The sequence below is a fragment of the Flavobacterium cheonanense genome, from assembly GCF_039539185.1.
In the GTDB taxonomy this organism is placed as follows: domain Bacteria; phylum Bacteroidota; class Bacteroidia; order Flavobacteriales; family Flavobacteriaceae; genus Flavobacterium; species Flavobacterium cheonanense.
Window position 1 is genome coordinate 68,443 of the sequence record NZ_BAABCT010000004.1, and the last position, 17,715, is coordinate 86,157.

The window sequence follows — 17,715 nt, forward strand, 5'->3', positions numbered from 1 at the left end:
AAAAGTTTGTATTTATATCTAATATCTAAAATCTAATATCTAATATTAAACCTGAATCACACCCAAATTAAATTTCTTTTCAATAGGTGAGTGGTTAGCTGCTTCAATTCCCATAGAAATCCATGTTCTAGTTTCTAATGGATCAATGATTGCATCTGTCCAAAGTCTTGATGCTGCATAATAAGGAGAAACTTGTGCATCGTATCTTGCTTTGATTTTGTCAAATAATTCTTGTTCTACTTTTTCGTCAACGGTTTCGCCTTTTGCTTTTAGTGATGAAGCTTCAATTTGTGCCAAAACTTTAGCAGCTTGCGTTCCACCCATAACAGCCAATTCGGCACTTGGCCAAGCAAAAATTAATCTTGGATCATAAGCTTTTCCGCACATAGCATAATTTCCTGCACCATAAGAATTTCCTACTACAACAGTAAATTTAGGAACTACAGAATTAGAAACCGCATTTACCATTTTTGCTCCATCTTTAATAATTCCGCCATGTTCTGATTTAGAGCCAACCATAAAACCAGTTACATCTTGAAGAAAAACTAACGGAATTTTCTTCTGATTACAATTGGCTATAAAACGAGTTGCTTTATCTGCAGAACTTGAATAAATAACACCTCCAAATTCAATTTCACCTTTTTTGGTTTTAGAAACCGTTCTTTGATTAGCCACAATTCCAACAGCCCAACCATCAATTCTTGCATAACAAGTGATGATTGATTTTCCGTAATCTTCCTTATACATATCAATTTCAGAGTTGTCAACCAATCGTTTGATAACTTCCATCATATCATATTGATCAGAACGAGATTTTGGAATAATTCCATAAATATCTTCTTCTTTTAAGGCAGGTTTTTGAGGTTTTTCTCTATTGAAACCAGCTTTTTCATAATCACCAATTTTTCCAACGATGCTTTTGATTCTATCTAATGCGTCTTTATCATCTTTGGCTTTATAATCGGTTACTCCAGAAATTTCACAATGGGTTGTTGCTCCACCAAGTGTTTCATTATCAATATTTTCACCAATGGCAGCTTTTACTAAATAACTTCCAGCAAGAAAAATACTTCCAGTTTTATCAACAATCATGGCTTCATCACTCATGATTGGAAGATAAGCGCCACCAGCAACACAACTTCCCATAACAGCAGCAATTTGAGTAATTCCCATGCTTGACATTATCGCATTATTCCTAAAAATTCTTCCAAAATGTTCTTTGTCAGGGAAAATTTCATCTTGCATTGGCAAATAAACTCCAGCAGAATCGACCAAATAGATTATTGGAAGACGATTTTCCATTGCAATTTCTTGCGCACGAAGGTTTTTCTTTCCAGTAATTGGAAACCAAGCACCAGCTTTTACAGTGGCATCATTGGCAACAACGATACATTGTTTTCCTGAAATATATCCAATTTTCACCACAACGCCACCAGAAGGACAACCACCATGTTCGGCATACATTCCGTCTCCAACAAATGCTCCAATTTCAATGCTATTTGATTTGTTATCAAGTAAATAATCGATACGTTCTCGTGCAGTCATTTTGCCTTCTGCATGAAGTTTTTCAATTCTTTTTTCACCACCACCAAGTTTAACTTTGGCGAATTTTTGCTTTAAATCAGATAATAAAAGTTTGTTATGATCTTCGTTTTTGTTGAAGTTTAAGTCCATAAAATTTGATACTTATTTTGTTTTTGCTAAAGTACGAAAACGTTTGAAAAAACAGAATAGTTCTTTAAAAAACAGAAATAAATTTATTTACCTAGTTTTCTTGTAACTTAACATTCTCTTAATATTAGTTGAATACATTTGCATAAAATTTTATACCTAATGACACTAAATAGTATTTTTCAATTTTTTGTACCGAAAGATAAAAAGTTCTTTCCTTTATTTGAACAAGCTGCTGCAAATTTAATTATTCTTGCCAACACTTTACATGAAGCAGTAAATGCACCAAAAGCTGAGAGAGAAGAGTATTTTAAAAAAATAGAAGAACTTGAAGCTACAATTGAAGAAATTACACACAAAACACACTTAGAATTGAGTAAAAACTTCATTACTCCATTTGATAGAGAAGATATTCATTCCTTAATAAAATCTATTGATAACGTTGCCGATAACATGCACGGTGCCGCTAGTAGAATAAGATTATATCAAGTTGACAAAATTACTAAATCAATTAGAAAATTAACGGAGATAAACTTGGAAGCATGTCAATTAATTGGTGAAGGTATCAAGCAATTGAAAGATATGAATAATATCAAAATGATTAAGGAAACTTGCAAAAAAATCAATAAACTTGAAAGTAAAGCTGATGTAGTTTTTGATAAAGCTGTAGCTGATATTTTTGAAAATGAAACCGATGCTAAAAATATCATTAAATATAAAGAAGTACTTTCAGCTTTAGAAATGGCATCGGATAAATGCAAAAGTGTTTCAAACGTTATGGAGCAAATCTCTGTTAAACATTCATAAATAATTTTATCTAAAATTCTATATTTATGGATTTTACTTTACTTATTGTAATCATATTTCTTGCCTTAGTATTTGATTATATCAATGGTTTCCATGATGCAGCAAATTCTATTGCTACAATCGTTGCTACCAAAGTTTTGACACCTTTTCAAGCGGTTCTTTGGGCTGCATTTTTTAACTTTCTTGCTTATTGGGTTTTCGGATTTGGAGTAGCAGATACAGTTGCAAAAACAGCACATACAAGCAGTATTGATTTAACTGTAATTTTAGCCGGTGTTATTGCCGCAATCATTTGGAATATTATTACTTGGTTAAAAGGAATTCCATCATCATCTTCACATACACTAATTGGTGGTTTTGCCGGTGCAGCAGTTGCTCACGGATTTTCAGGTGTAACCGACATTGAGCATGCAGGATTCAAAATTGTAAATTGGTTTAAGGCTGCAAAAGATGGCGAGTTATTACCATCAGGTGTATTTATAGTTATTTTATTTATTGTTTTGGCTCCTTTATTAGGAATGATAATTTCTTATTTCATTTCTTTATGGCTGATGTATTCTTCTAAAAAGAACATTTATCCAAAAATATTCACTATTATTTTAATGCTATTAGTAGCTTGGTTTTTAGTATCAGTAATGGTAAACTATGAAGATATTAAAAAACCTAGATTTGAAAGTCATTTTTGGAGTGTTGTTACAGAACCACATAATATTAAATGGTTTTTAGTTGCTTTTATATTTTATAGTTTAGCAATTTTTAATTTGTTGTTCAGTAGTTTTTCAACTGCTACAGCCGAAAAGGTTTTAAAGAAAATGCAACTTTTATCATCAGCAGCCTTTAGTTTAGGGCATGGTGGTAATGATTCGCAAAAAGTAATGGGAATTATAGCAGCTGCAGTTGCTGTATTTATAAAAGACAATCCAAATTTTAATTTATCAGGATTTTGGTTGGATTTAAATGTAAAACTTCCTTCAGATTCTAATGGTGTTCATTTTGATGGTGTAATGCCCGAATGGATTCCTTTAACTTGTTATTCAGTAATTGCATTAGGAACATTAAGTGGTGGATGGAAAATTGTAAAAACAATGGGTTCAAAAATCACAAAAGTCACTGCTTTTGAAGGAGTTGTTGCTGAATCTGCAGGTGCATTAACGTTATTTACAACAGAGCATTTCAAGATTCCGGTATCAACAACACATACCATTACAGGATCAATCATTGGAGTAGGAGTTACGAAAAGAGTTTCTGCTGTACGTTGGGGTGTAACAGTAAAATTACTATGGGCATGGGTTTTAACCATTCCTGTTTCAGCTGTTTTGGCTGCTTTGGTTTACTATTTTGTAAATTTATTTTAATTATTAAAATAACTTATTTTACAAATACTACTATTTAAAATATAGTATTAATTTTCATTGCCCAATGTTAAGTTTTCACCGAAATCGAAAACTTAACATTGGGCAATTGTTTTATATCGTATTTTTGTTAATGTAAAATTTACATTGAATTTACATTTAAATACAAAAACAACATCACAATGATAACTAAAAAAGAAAACACAGAAGACAATAACTTGGAAACGAATGAAAATTTGCAAGAATCAACATCTATTGTTGTAGATTCTAAAGAAGAAGTAGTTTCTGAAAAACCAAAGACACGAACAAGAGCGACTAGAACTTCAACAGTTAAAGCAACTCCAACTCGAACAAGAACAAAAGTTGTTAAAGAAGCAACAGTAACAGAAGCTAAAGCAGAAGAAGTTCTTGAAGAAACTGTCTCTGTAAATAGCGAAAACACTGAAATTATGAAAGACTCAGAAAAAGAAAAAAAATCTAAAGCTAAAGAAATAGAGAAAAAAGAAAAAGACAAAAAGAAAGCTAAAGCTAAGAAAGACAAGCAAAAAGAAAAAGACAAAGAGAAAAAGAAAAAAGCTAAAAAGAAAGAGAAAGCTAAAAAGCAAAAGTCTAAAGATAAAGCTAAATCTAAAAAGAAAGAACAAGCAAAGAAAAAAGCTAAATCTAAAAAGAAAGCTTAGTCTAAAAAATAATTATAAAAAGCCGATGAAATTCATCGGTTTTTTTTGTAAAAAAAGTTAAAATTTATCTAATGTTATTAAATTGTTAAGTAAAAGTTTTTTTATTGTAAAATAAAAAGTATATTTGTTATAGGAATATTAATTAAAAACCCAAACTACTTATGAAAAAGATAATTTTAATTGCGTTAATGATGGTTTCAGGTGTAATTTTTGCAAAAGGCGAACCACAATTAGAAGCTGTTGGACAATTAGTAAAAGCGACTTATTACTATGATAATGGAAATGTACAACAAGTAGGTTTCTTTAAAGATGGTAAATTAGATGGACAATGGACTTCATATTCTGAAAATGGTACGATTCAAGCTATTGCTGAATATTCTAACGGAGTAAAATCTGGAGTATGGAAATATTTTGATAATTCAATTGCAACTAAAGAAGTTTCTTATTCAAATAATGAAATTGTTTCAGTTACTAATTTCAAACCAAATTTTGTTGCAGGAAATTAATACAAAATTTAGAAATAAAATAATAAGCCATCTTTTTAAGGTGGCTTTTTTAGTTTCAATAGGTATATAAAATACAAAAGCCGATCTGGAGCGATCGGCTATTGTGGTGAGGTGTAACTTCATTTCGGAATCCTCAGTGCAAAGATAAGCTTATAATTTAAATAAATTCATAATTTTTTATTAAACTTTAATTAACTTGGAAAGTTTCAACTTTTTTCAATTTATATTTGTTTGAATTAACTAAACTAAATTTTATGATTAAAAAATCAATCCAAATTGTTTTTTGTCTACTTCTTTTGACAAATACTTCGAGTTTTTCACAAAAGAAAGACAAAAAGAAAAACGAAACTCCTCCACCAACAGTTGCTGCTGATGCTAAAAAGCCAGAAGCCAAAAAAGAACCAAAGCCATACAAAAAAGTTATTGACTCAACAGCTGTTACTCAAAAAGGTTTAATTGATGTTCACAAAGTAGGTGAAAAATATTTATTTGAAATTTCTGAATCACTACTAGGTAAAGAAATTATGACCATAACTAGATATTCTAAAACTCCTGCTGGTGGTGGAATATTTGGAGGTGAAGAGATTAATCGTCAGGTGGTTCGCTTTGAAAAAGGAATGAACAATACTATTATCTTACGTTCAATAACCTATGTAATTACAACACCCGATGAAGATAAACCTATAACAAAATCAGTAAAAAATTCGAGTGCTGATCCAATTATTGGAATTTATGATGTTTTGGCGTACAAAAAGTCTGAATCTGGTAAAGAAAACCTATCAAGTGTAATCGATATGACCACTGCTTTCGATTCGGATACTCAAATTTTTTCATTGAATCCTATTAATAAACAATTATTAAGCATACAAGCATTTCAAAAAGATAAGTCGTTTATTCAATTTGTAAAAAGTTTTCCTATAAATACTGAAATACGAACAACAAAAACATTTGCCACAGTTGCTCCTCAAATTTCAAGAACTCCAACACCAAAAATAGGTACAGATTTTCCTGCCGCTTTAGATGCTGGTGTGGTTTCAATGGAAATAAATACTTCGTTTATTTTACTTCCAGAAAATCCGATGCGCAAGCGAACTTTTGATAAAAGAGTGGGCTATTTCGCTAATGGATATGATGTTTTTGAAGAGGATTCGCAAAAAGCTGACACTGACATTTTTGCTGTAAGATGGCGTTTAGAACCAAAAAATGAAGAAGATGCTCAAAAGCAAAAGCGTGGTGAATTAATTGAACCAAAAAAACCAATAGTTTATTATCTAGATCCAGCCACTCCAGATAAATGGAAACCTTTTATAAAACAAGGTATCGATGATTGGCAAGCTGCATTTGAATTTGCAGGCTGGAAAAATGCCATTCGTGGTGAATATTGGCCAGAAAATGATCCAACAATGAGTTTAGAAGACGCACGTTTTTCTGTACTAAGATATTTTGCTGCTGAAATTCAAAATGCTTACGGACCAAATGTTCACGATCCAAGAACAGGTGAAATTATGGAAAGTCATATTGGATGGTACCACAACATAATGAGTTTATTACGTGATTGGTATTTGATACAAACAGCTGCTGTCGATCCAAAAGCAAGAAACAAAAAGTTTGATGATAAATTAATGGGTGAGTTAATTAGATTTGTTGCGGCTCATGAAGTTGGTCATACACTAGGATTACGTCACAATATGGGAGCAAGTAATGCCACTCCAGTTGAAATGTTGAGAAATCCTGAGTTTCAGAAGAAAAACGGACATACATCATCCATTATGGATTATGCTCGTTTCAATTACGTAGCACAGCCAGAAGATGGTGTTACCGACTTATTTCCAAGAATTGGTGATTACGACAAATGGGCTATAAAATGGGGTTATTCTTATTTTAGCGATGCAAAATCTGATGATGATGAAAAAGCATTGTTAAATGAAATGACGAAAGAAGCATATAAAAATCGTAGATTGTGGTTTGGAACGGAATCTAGTCCATTCGATCCGAGATATCAAACTGAGGATTTAGGTGATAATGCAATGAAAGCATCTGAATATGGAATTAAAAATTTAAAAAGAATCTTGCCTAATTTGCTTGAATGGAGCAAAGAAAAAGGTGAGGATTATTCTGAACTTGAAGGTTTGTACAACTCTTTGGTTGGTCAATTTCGTCGCTACATGGGTCATGTTACCAAAAATGTCGGTGGAATTTACGAGACTCCAAAAACTTATGATATGGTTGGTAATGAATATGAAGTAGTTCCTTCATCAATTCAAAATGAAGCAGTTGCTTTTTTAAATGAACAAGTTTTTAAGACACCTTCTTGGTTACTAGATCAAAATATTTTAGCAAAAATTAATCCAGATAACGGTGTAGAGCTTATGAAAGGAATACAAGATGGAACATTATCTAATTTATTATCTGCTGATCGAATGGTACGTTTACTTGAAACTTCTTCCTTAAGTAAAGCAAATTATTCTGTAGATGAGTTATTGACTGATTTAAAACGAGGTATTTTTTCTGAACTAAAATCAAATTCTGAAATTAATATTTACAGAAGAAATTTACAAAAAGGTTTTGTATTTAAATTAATTGATGCCATTAGTTTAGATAGAAATGTTGTCGCAAATTTTAACGGAAAAAGAATAATTATTGCAGATACTGATGTGCCTTCAATTGCAAGAGGACATTTAATAGAACTAAGAACTCAACTAAAAGTAGCAAGTGCAACTGCAACTGATAGAATAAGTAAATTTCATATTGCTGATTTGGTAGCTAGAATTGATAAAGCACTGAATCCGAATAGGTAGTTTTTTATATTGATTATAAACTAAAATAGCCGATCACTTTAGATCGGCTATTTAGTTTTAATTTAGAAAGAAACTGATGCTATAGCAAAGGTTGTATTTTGAACAATAAACACTATTCCTCTTTCTGTCCCATCATCATCAAGTAAGCTTTCAAAAATCCGTCAATTTCGCCGTTCATTACGCCATCAACATCGCTAGTTTCTTTTCCAGTGCGAACGTCTTTGACCAATTTATAAGGTTGCATTACGTAATTTCTAATTTGCGAACCCCATTCAATTTTCATCTTTCCAGCTTCTATATCAGCTCTTTGGGCTAATTGTTTTTTCAACTCAATTTCATATAATTGCGACTTTAACATCTGCATTGCACGTTGTCTATTATCATGTTGCGAACGCGTTTCTGAACACTGAATTTGAATTCCTGTTGGTTTGTGAACTAATTGTACTTTTGTTTCTACTTTGTTTACATTTTGTCCTCCTGCGCCACTTGAACGTGCTGTTGTAATCTCAATATCTGCAGGATTAATTTCAATTTCTATAGTATCATCAACCAAAGGATAAACATAAACCGATGCAAAAGAAGTATGGCGTTTGGCATTACTATCAAAAGGAGAAATTCGCACCAATCGATGTACACCATTTTCACCTTTCAAATATCCAAAAGCAAAATCACCTTCAATTTCTAAAGTCACTGTTTTAATTCCGGCAACATCACCTTCTTGAAAGTTTAATTCTTTTACTTTGTATTTTTGCTTTTCTGCCCACATCAAATACATTCGCATCAACATAGAAGCCCAGTCACAACTTTCAGTTCCGCCAGCACCGGCGGTAATTTGCAATACAGCACTCAAATTATCACCTTCATCAGAAAGCATATTCCTGAATTCGATATCTTCCAATAAATTATTGGTTAAATCATATTGTGTATCTAGTTCTTCTTCAGTGGCATCACCTTCTTTATAAAAGTCATAGGTCATTTGAAGTTCTTCGGCAAGCGAATTTGCTTTTTCAAAATCTTCCACCCATTTTTTCTTAGAACGCAGGTTTCTTACAATCAATTCTGCTTCTTTGGCATTGTTCCAAAAGTCTGGCGCAAAGGTCTTTTCCTCTTCGTTGGTTATCTCGATAAGCTTGGCATCAATGTCAAAGATACCTCCTCAACGCACCAAGACGTTCTACAATACCTTTAATTTGTTCGGTATTTGTCATAAATAATGTAATTTTGTAAACGCAAATGTAATGCATCAGAAATTGATATGGAAATAAATTTAGTTAGTGACACTGTAACCAAACCTAGCAACGAAATGTTGCAGTTTATGTTTAACGCCAAAGTAGGTGATGATGTTTACAAGCAAGATCCAACAGTAAATGAATTAGAATCTGCTGTTGCTCAGTTATTTGGAATGGAAGCAGCTTTGTTTTTTCCGAGTGGAACTATGGCTAATCAAACGGCAATCAAACTTCATACGCAACCTGGTGAACAAGTAATTTGCGATAAATATTCTCATATTTATCATTATGAAGGTGGTGGAGCATCTTTTAATAGTGGTGTTTCTTGTTGTTTAGTTGATGGAAAACGAGGAATGATTACGGCCGATTTAGTAAAAAATGCTATAAATGATCCCGAATTTTATCACGCACCTTTAACTACTTTAGTAAGTATTGAAAATACAACTAACAAAGGTGGTGGCGCTTGTTATGATTTGGCTGAATTGAGAAAAATAAAACAAGTTTGCACAGAGAATAATCTAAAATATCATTTAGATGGTGCTCGATTGTGGAATGCCATGGTAGCCAAAAAACAACATCCAAAACAATTTGGTGAATTGTTCGATACGATTTCAGTTTGTTTATCTAAAGGACTTGGCGCTCCAATTGGCTCCTTATTATTAGGAACTAAAGCCGATATGAAACGTGCGCTTCGTATTAGAAAAATATTTGGTGGCGGAATGCGTCAATCAGGATATTTAGCTGCAGCCGGAATGTATGCTTTGCAACACAACATGCTTCGATTGGAAGATGATCATAGACGTGCTAAAGAATTAGGTGAATTATTGAGTAAACTTCCTTGGGTCGAAAAAGTGGAGCCAATTGAAACTAATATCTTAATTTTTTCAGTAAGACCATCATTGGAAGATAAATGGGTTATTGAAAAATTAAAACAAAAAAACATCCACATAAGTTCTATGGGACAAGGAAAACTACGTATTGTAACCCATTTAGATTACAAAGAAGTGATGCATAGTTATGTAATGGAAGCACTCTCAAAAATCCAATTTTAAAAATTCCAAATACCAATCTTTAATTATCAAAAATTGGAATTTGGAATTTATTTAAACATATCCATTCCTGGAATATTTGGCATTCCATCTTTGGCAACAGCTCCTAATTCAGCTTCGTTAACGTTGGTTGCCTTTTCTATAGCTTTATTTAAAGTAAGAATCAAGTAATCTTCAAGTTGTTCTTTGTCTTGCAACAAACTTTCATCAATTTCTATTGTCTTTATTTTTCTATTGGCATTTAAAGTTACTTTTAACAAGCCGTCATTGCTTTGTTCGTCCACTAAAACAGTATCCAATCGTTTTTTAGTTTCTTCAATTTTTTGTTGGGTTTCCTTTAGTTTACCCATCATTCCCATGATATCTCCAAACATAATTTTAAGTATTTAGTTTTGCAAAATTAGGGAATTCAATTTCAAAAGTCAATATCAAAAATCAACTTCAAAAATCAAATGTCACACTGAGCCTGTCGAAGTGCAAAAATCAATTTCATTATACAATATACAACTATACAATATACATTTATACAATATACAATGATTGAGTTAAAAAATGTCAATAACAATGTTAATATCAATCCATCACTTAACATTTATTAAAGACTAGTTTGCAATACATTTGCTTTGAATTTTAATACAATTATGAGTACAAAAATACAACCACCAATTGCTAAAATTATTCCTCATGAACTTGAAAAACATGGACATGTTAGAATTGATAATTATTATTGGTTAAACGATAGAGAAAATCCTGAAGTTATTGATTATTTGAATAAAGAAAACGATTATTACAATCAATTAACTGCACATACCAAAGATTTTCAAAAGGATTTATTTGAAGAAATGAAAGCAAGAATTAAGGAAGATGATTCGTCGGTTCCTTATTTTTACAATGGTTATTATTACATTACTAGATTTGAAAAAGGTAAAGATTACCCAATTCATTCTCGAAAAAAAGGTTCGTTAGATGTCAAAGAAGAAATAATGTTTGATTGCAATGAAATGGCAAAAGGACATTCGTATTTTAACTTAAATGGTATTAATATCAGTGAAGATAACAAATGGGTTTCTTTTGGAGTTGATACGGTTTCTAGACGTCAATATACAATTCAAATTAAGAATTTAGAAACTAATGAAATTCTTCCACTTAAAATTGAAAACACTACTGGAGGCGCAACTTGGGCAAGTGATAATAAAACTTTGTTTTACTCAAGAAAAGATGAAGTTACACTTCGTCCTGATAGAATTTACAAACATAAATTAGGTTCAAATCCATCAGAAGATGTTGTAGTTTATTTCGAAAAAGATCATACTTTCAATGTTTCTATCTACAAATCAAAATCAAAAAAATATTTGATTATTTCTTCAGAAAGTACTTTAACTTCTGAATTTCAGATTCTTTTATCGGCAACACCTGATGAACAATTTAAAGTTTTTCAAAAACGTACTCGTGAGTTAGAATATTCTATTTCACATTATGAAGATAGTTTTTATATAGTTACCAATAAAGATGATGCAACCAATTTTAAAGTGATGAAAACTCCTGAAGATAAAACTTATAAAGAAAATTGGGTAGATTTAATTCCGCATAGAGAAGAGGTTTTATTGGAAGGCATTGATATTTTTAAAGACTATTTGGTGGTTTCTGAACGTTTTGATGGTCTGAATAAAATCCGAATTATGCCTTGGAGTGGAGAAGGAGAATATTATTTGCCTTTCGAACTTGAAACTTACACTGCATACACTACAACTAATATTGATTTTGATACTGAAATCCTTCGTTATGGCTATCAATCTATGGCAATTCCCTCATCGGTGATTGATTTTAATATGCGTACTAAAGAGAAAACCATCTTGAAGGAGCAAGAAGTTCTTGGAGGAAAATTTGATAAAAACAATTACATCGAAGAACGAATTTGGGCAACAGCTCAAGACGGAACCAAAATTCCAATGTCTGTGGTGTATAGAAAAGGAATGGTGTTGAATGGTAAAAATCCGTTTCTTTTGTATGCTTATGGTTCTTATGGAATGACAATGGAGCCTTATTTTTCAACAACGCGATTGAGTTTATTGGATAGAGGATTTATCTATGCCATAGCTCATGTTCGCGGAGGTGAAGACATGGGAAGAATGTGGTATGAAGACGGAAAATTATTAAAAAAGAAAAACACTTTTACCGATTTTATTGATTGTTCCAAACACGTAATTGCTGAAAAATATACATCTGAAGAACATTTATATGCTGAAGGTGGATCTGCTGGAGGATTATTAATGGGTGCAATTATCAACATGAATCCCGAATTATATAATGGTGTGATTGCTCAAGTGCCATTTGTTGATGTTGTAACAACGATGCTTGATGATACTATTCCATTAACAACAGGAGAATATGACGAATGGGGAAATCCAAATGTTAAAAAATATTACGATTATATGTTGTCGTATTCGCCTTATGATAATGTGAAAGAGCAAGATTATCCAAATTTATATATTTCTACAGGATTGCATGATTCTCAGGTACAGTATTGGGAACCAGCTAAATGGGTGGCTAAATTGAGAGTGTTAAAAACCAATTCTAAACAATTATTTATGGACACAAATATGGATGCAGGACATGGAGGAGCATCTGGAAGATTTGAATCTCTTAAAGAAGTTGCCAAAGAATTCAGTTTTTTGTTAGATTTAGAAAAAATTAAAAATTAATTTATTAAATTTGCAAGGTTTTGTGGCAAGCTAATTTTAAAAATTTTGCCTCGACACTAATTTTTTATTTATGAAAGAAGAAATAAAAGCCTATAATAATGTTTTGGAATTAATAGGAAATACACCTCTTATTAAGCTGAACAAAGTAACCGAAAATTTAGAAGGAAACTTCTATGCTAAGGTTGAAGCCTTCAATCCAGGACATTCTTCAAAAGACAGAATTGCATTATATATTATCGAAGAAGCCGAGAGAAAAGGAATTTTGACTCCTGGCGATACAATTATTGAAACTACTTCTGGAAATACTGGTTTTAGTATAGCTATGGTAAGTATCATAAAAGGTTATAACTGTATTTTAGCAGTAAGTTCAAAATCATCTAAGGACAAAATCGACATGCTTCGTAGTTTAGGAGCAAAAGTTTATGTTTGTCCAGCTCACGTTTCTGCTGATGATGAGCGTTCTTATTACAATGTTGCAAAACGTTTGCACGAAGAAACTAAAGGTTCTGTTTATATCAATCAATATTTTAATCAATTGAATATTGATGCACATTATATGACTACAGGTCCAGAGATTTGGGAACAAACTGCTGGAAAAATTACTCACCTTGTTGCTTGTAGTGGAACAGGTGGAACTATTTCAGGTATTGCAAAATTTTTAAAAGAGAAAAATCCAAACGTTAGAATTTTAGGAGTTGATGCATTTGGTTCTGTTTTGAAAAAATACCATGAAACTAAAGAATTTGATAACGATGAGATTTATCCATACAGAATTGAAGGTTTAGGAAAAAATTTAATTCCAACAGCTACCGATTTTGAATCTATTGATAAATTCATGAAAGTTACTGACGAAGAAAGTGCTCACACTACACGAGAAATTGCTAAAACAGAAGGTTTATTTGTAGGATATACTTCTGGAGCTGCTTTGCAAGCGGTAAAACAATTTGCTGAAGAAGGTGAATTTACTTCTGAAAGTAATGTAGTTGTAATTTTCCCTGATCACGGTTCAAGATACATGAGCAAAGTATTTAGTGATGATTGGATGAATGAGCAAGGTTTTTTTGACAGTGTTAATGTTGAAGAAGCTCAAAAAATTGAATTTATTAAGTAATAGATTTACTTTTTATATAAAAAAAACTCCGATAATTTATTGGAGTTTTTTTATTTCTTTCTAATAATATCTTCTAAAACAGCTTTACTAGGATAATTTATTACTCTCAAAGTAATTGTATCATTCTTTGTTGTTTTTCCTTCAATTACATATAACTTCCCTTTTTGATAAACAACATTGCTTTTATCAAAATCTACATCACCATAAGTAAGTGTATTTTTTATATCAATGGTATCAATCCAATCTTCTGAAAGTTTTCTTGAAGCTTCTATACTATAATTGAAAGGTTTATTTCTTAAATCATTTAAAACACGTGCATTTGGAAAATAATTACAACGCGTATCTTTACCAGATAAAACAAGGGCCACGACAAATGCACCCATAACCAAACCTACAAGATAATAAGCTAATCTTTGATAAAATTTCATTGTTAATTTTTTTGCAAATGTAAACTAAACAAAATTATTTTGGAAGGAATACTAATTTAAAAAACTATTAAATTTATATCACTATCCGGAAGATTAAACCAATCACCAATAGCTTTGTTTGTTAAAATGCCATGATATAAGTAAATACCATTTTTTAGACCTTTATTGCATCTTATGGCGCTTTCAATTCCGCCATCTTCTGCTATTTGAAGGAGATAAGGAGTAATAATGTTACTAATAGAAAGTGAAGCTGTTTTAGAATATCTTGACGGAATATTTGGTACACAGTAGTGAATAACATTACTCTTAATAAAGGTTGGTTTTTCGTGAGTAGTGATTTCTGAAGTTTCAAAACAACCTCCAGTATCGATACTTACATCAACAATTACAGCTCCTTTTTTCATATGTTCAACCATTGTTTCTGTAACCACTACCGGACAACGATCTTTTCCTCTCATGGCTCCAATAGCAACATCACAACGACGCAAAGCTTTCAATAATGATTTTGGCTGAATCGTAGAGGTAAAAACTCGATGATTCAAATTATTTTGAAGTCTTCTTAGTTTAGTAATTGAATTATCAAATACTTTTACACTTGCTCCAAGTCCAATAGCTGTTTTTGCTGCAAATTCACCAACTGTTCCTGCGCCAAGTATAACAACATCAGTAGGAGGAACTCCAGTTATATTTCCAAATAATAATCCTTTCCCAAATTGATTGTTTATCATTAATTCAGCTGCGATAAGAACCGAAGCAGTTCCTGCAATTTCACTCAATGATTTCACAGCAGGATAAGAACCGTCTTCATCTTTTATGTATTCAAATGCTAATGCAGTAATTTTCTTTTTGGTAAGCGCTTCAAAATATTCTTTCTTTCTGGTTTTTAATTGAATGGCTGAAATGATTAAAGAATTAGGATTCATCAACTCAATTTCTACAATAGTTGGCGGCTCAACCTTTAAAAGCATTGGGCAAGAAAGCACCTTTTTAGTATCATTTGTAATTTCAGCACCAGCATCGCTATATTCTTTATCAGTATAACTTGAGCTTTCACCTGCACCAGCTTCCATCATAACTCGATGTCCGTGTGAGGTTAATGAATTTACTGCATCAGGAGTTAGGCAAATGCGTCGCTCTTGATAACTTGTCTCTTTTGGAATACCAATAAACAATTCGCTTTTGTGACGAGCAATTTCTAATTTTTCTTCTTGAGGAAGAAGTTGTTGTTTTGTAAAAGGTGTAAGTGACATAGTTACAAATGAATTATGGCACAAGTTACAAAAAATTAAATAGTAATTACAATAGCAATTTTAATTTAGCTATCTATTCTATGTTAAAGTTAAATGTCTTCTTCCGTCTGGAAGCATAACGATTTTGATATTAGAATGTTCTTCGGGAATTAAATTTGGAATATTTTCAGCCCATTCGATGAAACACCAATTTCCAGAATAAAGATATTCATCAATACCCATATCTAATGCTTCAGTTTCATTTTTCAATCGATATACATCAAAATGATAAATATACTGATTATTAGATATTTGATACTCATTAACTAAAGAAAAGGTTGGACTGCTTGTAGCATCATTTACACCTAAATTTTTAGCTAAAGATTTTATTAAAGTTGTCTTTCCAACGCCCATTAATCCATTAAAAAGAATAACTTTTTTTGGATTTTCTGAAATGATTTTTTGTGCAACAGCATCGATTTCATCTAAAGTGAAAATTATTTCCATGTATTCAGTGTTCAGTGTTCAGTGTTCAGTGTTCAGTGTTCAGTGTTCAGATTTTTGCCTACTGAACACTGACTACTGCAAACTATTTTTATCTCGGATTAAATACTAAAAATGGAACAATAACTTCTTCTAAGGAAATACCTCCATGTTGATAGGTATTTCTGTAATAACTTACATAATGGTTATAATTGTTTACGTAAGCCAGAAAGTTATCATTCTTTGCAAAAATATAAGAACTACTCATATTTATTGCTGGTAAGCCAATTTTTTTTGGGTCCTTTATGGCGTAAACATCCTTATCTTCATAAGTTAAACTTCGTCCTGTTTTGTATCTTAAGTTTAAACTTGTATTCTTATCACCAATCACTTTAGATGGATTTTTCACATTTATAGTTCCATGATCTGTTGTGATTATTAATTTGAATCCAAGTTTTTGACCTTGTTGAATTATATCTAACAATGGCGAGTTTTTAAACCAACTCAATGTCAATGAACGGTAGGCTTTATCATCTGATGCTAATTCCTTTACAACATCCATTTCAGTTTTAGCATGAGATAGCATGTCTACAAAATTGTATACAACAGTAACTAAATTATTGTCTTTTAGAGCTCTAAAATTATCAGCTAATTTTTTTCCACCAGCCAAATTTGTGATTTTGAAATAATCTTGTTTTATATTTAATCCCAAACGTTTTAAATGTGCTGTTAAAAATTCGGCTTCAAATAAGTTTTTACCACCTTCTTCAACATCATTCTTCCAGTATTGAGGAAATTGTTTTTCCATTTCTAAAGGAGTTAATCCTGAGAATATAGCATTTCTAGCATATTGTGTTGCCGTTGGAAGTATAGCAAAATAGGGCGTTTCTTTCTCTAATTTGTAATAATTATTGATGGTACTTTCCATAGCTTTCCATTGATCATAACGTAAATTGTCAATTACAATAAAAAGTACCGGTTTATCTTTTTTTACTAACTCGGGAACAACTAATTCTCTGAATAAAGTATGAGATTGAATAGGTTTATCAGCTTTAGGACTGAACCAATCCTCATAATTTCTTTCAATAAACTTTCCAAATTGTGAATTAGCTTCTACTTTTTGTGATTCTAAAATTGTAATTAAATTAGAATCTTCAATGTCTTCTAATTCTAATTCCCAAAAGATTAACTTTTTGTATAACTCAATCCAATCTTCATATGAATTCACCATAGAAAGTTCTAAAGCAATTTTTCTAAATTCCTTTTGATAATCTAAAGTTGTTTTTTCTGAAATCAATCTAGAATGATCTAAATTCTTTTTCAAACTCAATAAAATCTGATTTGGATTTACTGGTTTGATAAGGTAATCGGCAATTTTAGAACCAATTGCTTCTTCCATGATATATTCTTCTTCGCTTTTTGTAATCATTATTACTGGCGTAGAAGATTTCTTCTCTTTAATTTCTGATAGCGTTTCCAATCCGCTCATTCCAGGCATATTTTCGTCTAAGAAAACTACATCAAAATTGTTTTCAGCAAAAATATCTACTGCGTCACGACCATTATTACATGTAGTTACTTCATAATTTTTCTTCTCTAAAAAAAGGATGTGTGGTTTTAACAAATCAATCTCGTCATCCACCCAAAGTATTTTGATTTTATCCATAATG

Annotated in this window: 15 protein-coding genes; 8 read left to right on the forward strand and 7 right to left on the reverse strand. The window is 31.5% G+C overall.

Annotation, left to right across the window (positions count from 1 at the left end):
- Nucleotides 1–45: 45 nt before the first annotated feature.
- Nucleotides 46–1,674 (reverse strand): acyl-CoA carboxylase subunit beta, encoded by a 1,629-nt coding sequence (locus ABD766_RS08690; RefSeq protein ID WP_344816309.1) that lies wholly within the window; start codon nt 1,672–1,674, stop codon nt 46–48.
- A 159-nt stretch (nt 1,675–1,833) separates the two neighbouring features.
- Between ABD766_RS08690 and ABD766_RS08695 the strand changes: the two genes are divergently transcribed.
- The 5 genes from ABD766_RS08695 (at nt 1,834) to ABD766_RS08715 (ending at nt 7,814) form a co-directional block, all read left to right on the forward strand.
- Entirely contained in the window at nt 1,834–2,478 is a 645-nt protein-coding gene (locus ABD766_RS08695; protein ID WP_298303871.1) for a DUF47 domain-containing protein, read from the forward strand.
- A 26-nt stretch (nt 2,479–2,504) separates the two neighbouring features.
- Nucleotides 2,505–3,833 (forward strand): inorganic phosphate transporter, encoded by a 1,329-nt coding sequence (locus ABD766_RS08700; RefSeq protein ID WP_344816310.1) that lies wholly within the window; start codon nt 2,505–2,507, stop codon nt 3,831–3,833.
- A gap of 179 nt (nt 3,834–4,012) precedes the next feature.
- Nucleotides 4,013–4,510, forward strand: a complete 498-nt coding sequence (locus ABD766_RS08705; RefSeq protein WP_344816311.1) for a hypothetical protein — start codon at nt 4,013–4,015, stop codon at nt 4,508–4,510.
- 161 nt (nt 4,511–4,671) lie between these two features.
- Complete coding sequence (locus ABD766_RS08710) at nt 4,672–5,016, forward strand: toxin-antitoxin system YwqK family antitoxin (RefSeq protein WP_344816312.1); 345 nt, start codon at nt 4,672–4,674, stop codon at nt 5,014–5,016.
- 254 nt (nt 5,017–5,270) lie between these two features.
- Nucleotides 5,271–7,814: a zinc-dependent metalloprotease gene (locus tag ABD766_RS08715; protein WP_344816313.1), complete on the forward strand. Its 2,544-nt coding sequence runs from the start codon at nt 5,271–5,273 to the stop codon at nt 7,812–7,814.
- 112 nt (nt 7,815–7,926) lie between these two features.
- Here ABD766_RS08715 and prfB read toward each other — a convergent pair.
- Nucleotides 7,927–9,022 (reverse strand): peptide chain release factor 2 gene (gene prfB, locus ABD766_RS08720; RefSeq protein ID WP_344816314.1). Its coding sequence is split into 2 segments (ribosomal slippage): nt 7,927–8,958 and nt 8,960–9,022, totalling 1,095 coding nucleotides; the frame shifts between segments, so codons are not numbered across the junction.
- 47 nt (nt 9,023–9,069) lie between these two features.
- On the opposite strand from prfB, the gene ABD766_RS08725 reads away from it, so the two are divergent.
- Entirely contained in the window at nt 9,070–10,095 is a 1,026-nt protein-coding gene (locus tag ABD766_RS08725) for a threonine aldolase family protein (protein ID WP_344816315.1), read from the forward strand.
- Between the two features lie 47 nt (nt 10,096–10,142).
- Here the strand turns inward: ABD766_RS08725 and ABD766_RS08730 are convergent, their stop codons facing one another.
- Entirely contained in the window at nt 10,143–10,466 is a 324-nt protein-coding gene (locus tag ABD766_RS08730; RefSeq protein WP_344816316.1) for a YbaB/EbfC family nucleoid-associated protein, read from the reverse strand.
- Nucleotides 10,467–10,733: 267 nt separating this feature from the next.
- Between ABD766_RS08730 and ABD766_RS08735 the strand changes: the two genes are divergently transcribed.
- Complete coding sequence (locus ABD766_RS08735; RefSeq protein WP_344816317.1) at nt 10,734–12,794, forward strand: S9 family peptidase; 2,061 nt, start codon at nt 10,734–10,736, stop codon at nt 12,792–12,794.
- A 70-nt stretch (nt 12,795–12,864) separates the two neighbouring features.
- Nucleotides 12,865–13,905 carry a cysteate synthase gene (capA, locus tag ABD766_RS08740; RefSeq protein WP_298303885.1) on the forward strand — a complete coding sequence of 347 codons (1,041 nt, stop codon included), beginning with the start codon at nt 12,865–12,867 and terminating at the stop codon, nt 13,903–13,905.
- A gap of 50 nt (nt 13,906–13,955) precedes the next feature.
- On the opposite strand, the gene ABD766_RS08745 is transcribed toward capA, so the two are convergent.
- From ABD766_RS08745 to porX, 4 genes are all read right to left on the reverse strand, one after another.
- Nucleotides 13,956–14,333, reverse strand: a complete 378-nt coding sequence (locus tag ABD766_RS08745) for a DUF4258 domain-containing protein (protein ID WP_298303887.1) — start codon at nt 14,331–14,333, stop codon at nt 13,956–13,958.
- 56 nt (nt 14,334–14,389) lie between these two features.
- Nucleotides 14,390–15,583 carry an alanine dehydrogenase gene (locus ABD766_RS08750; protein ID WP_344816318.1) on the reverse strand — a complete coding sequence of 398 codons (1,194 nt, stop codon included), beginning with the start codon at nt 15,581–15,583 and terminating at the stop codon, nt 14,390–14,392.
- Between the two features lie 78 nt (nt 15,584–15,661).
- Complete coding sequence (gene tsaE / locus ABD766_RS08755; protein ID WP_344816319.1) at nt 15,662–16,069, reverse strand: tRNA (adenosine(37)-N6)-threonylcarbamoyltransferase complex ATPase subunit type 1 TsaE; 408 nt, start codon at nt 16,067–16,069, stop codon at nt 15,662–15,664.
- Nucleotides 16,070–16,157: 88 nt separating this feature from the next.
- Complete coding sequence (gene porX, locus ABD766_RS08760; RefSeq protein ID WP_344816320.1) at nt 16,158–17,711, reverse strand: T9SS response regulator signal transducer PorX; 1,554 nt, start codon at nt 17,709–17,711, stop codon at nt 16,158–16,160.
- Nucleotides 17,712–17,715 lie beyond the last annotated feature (4 nt).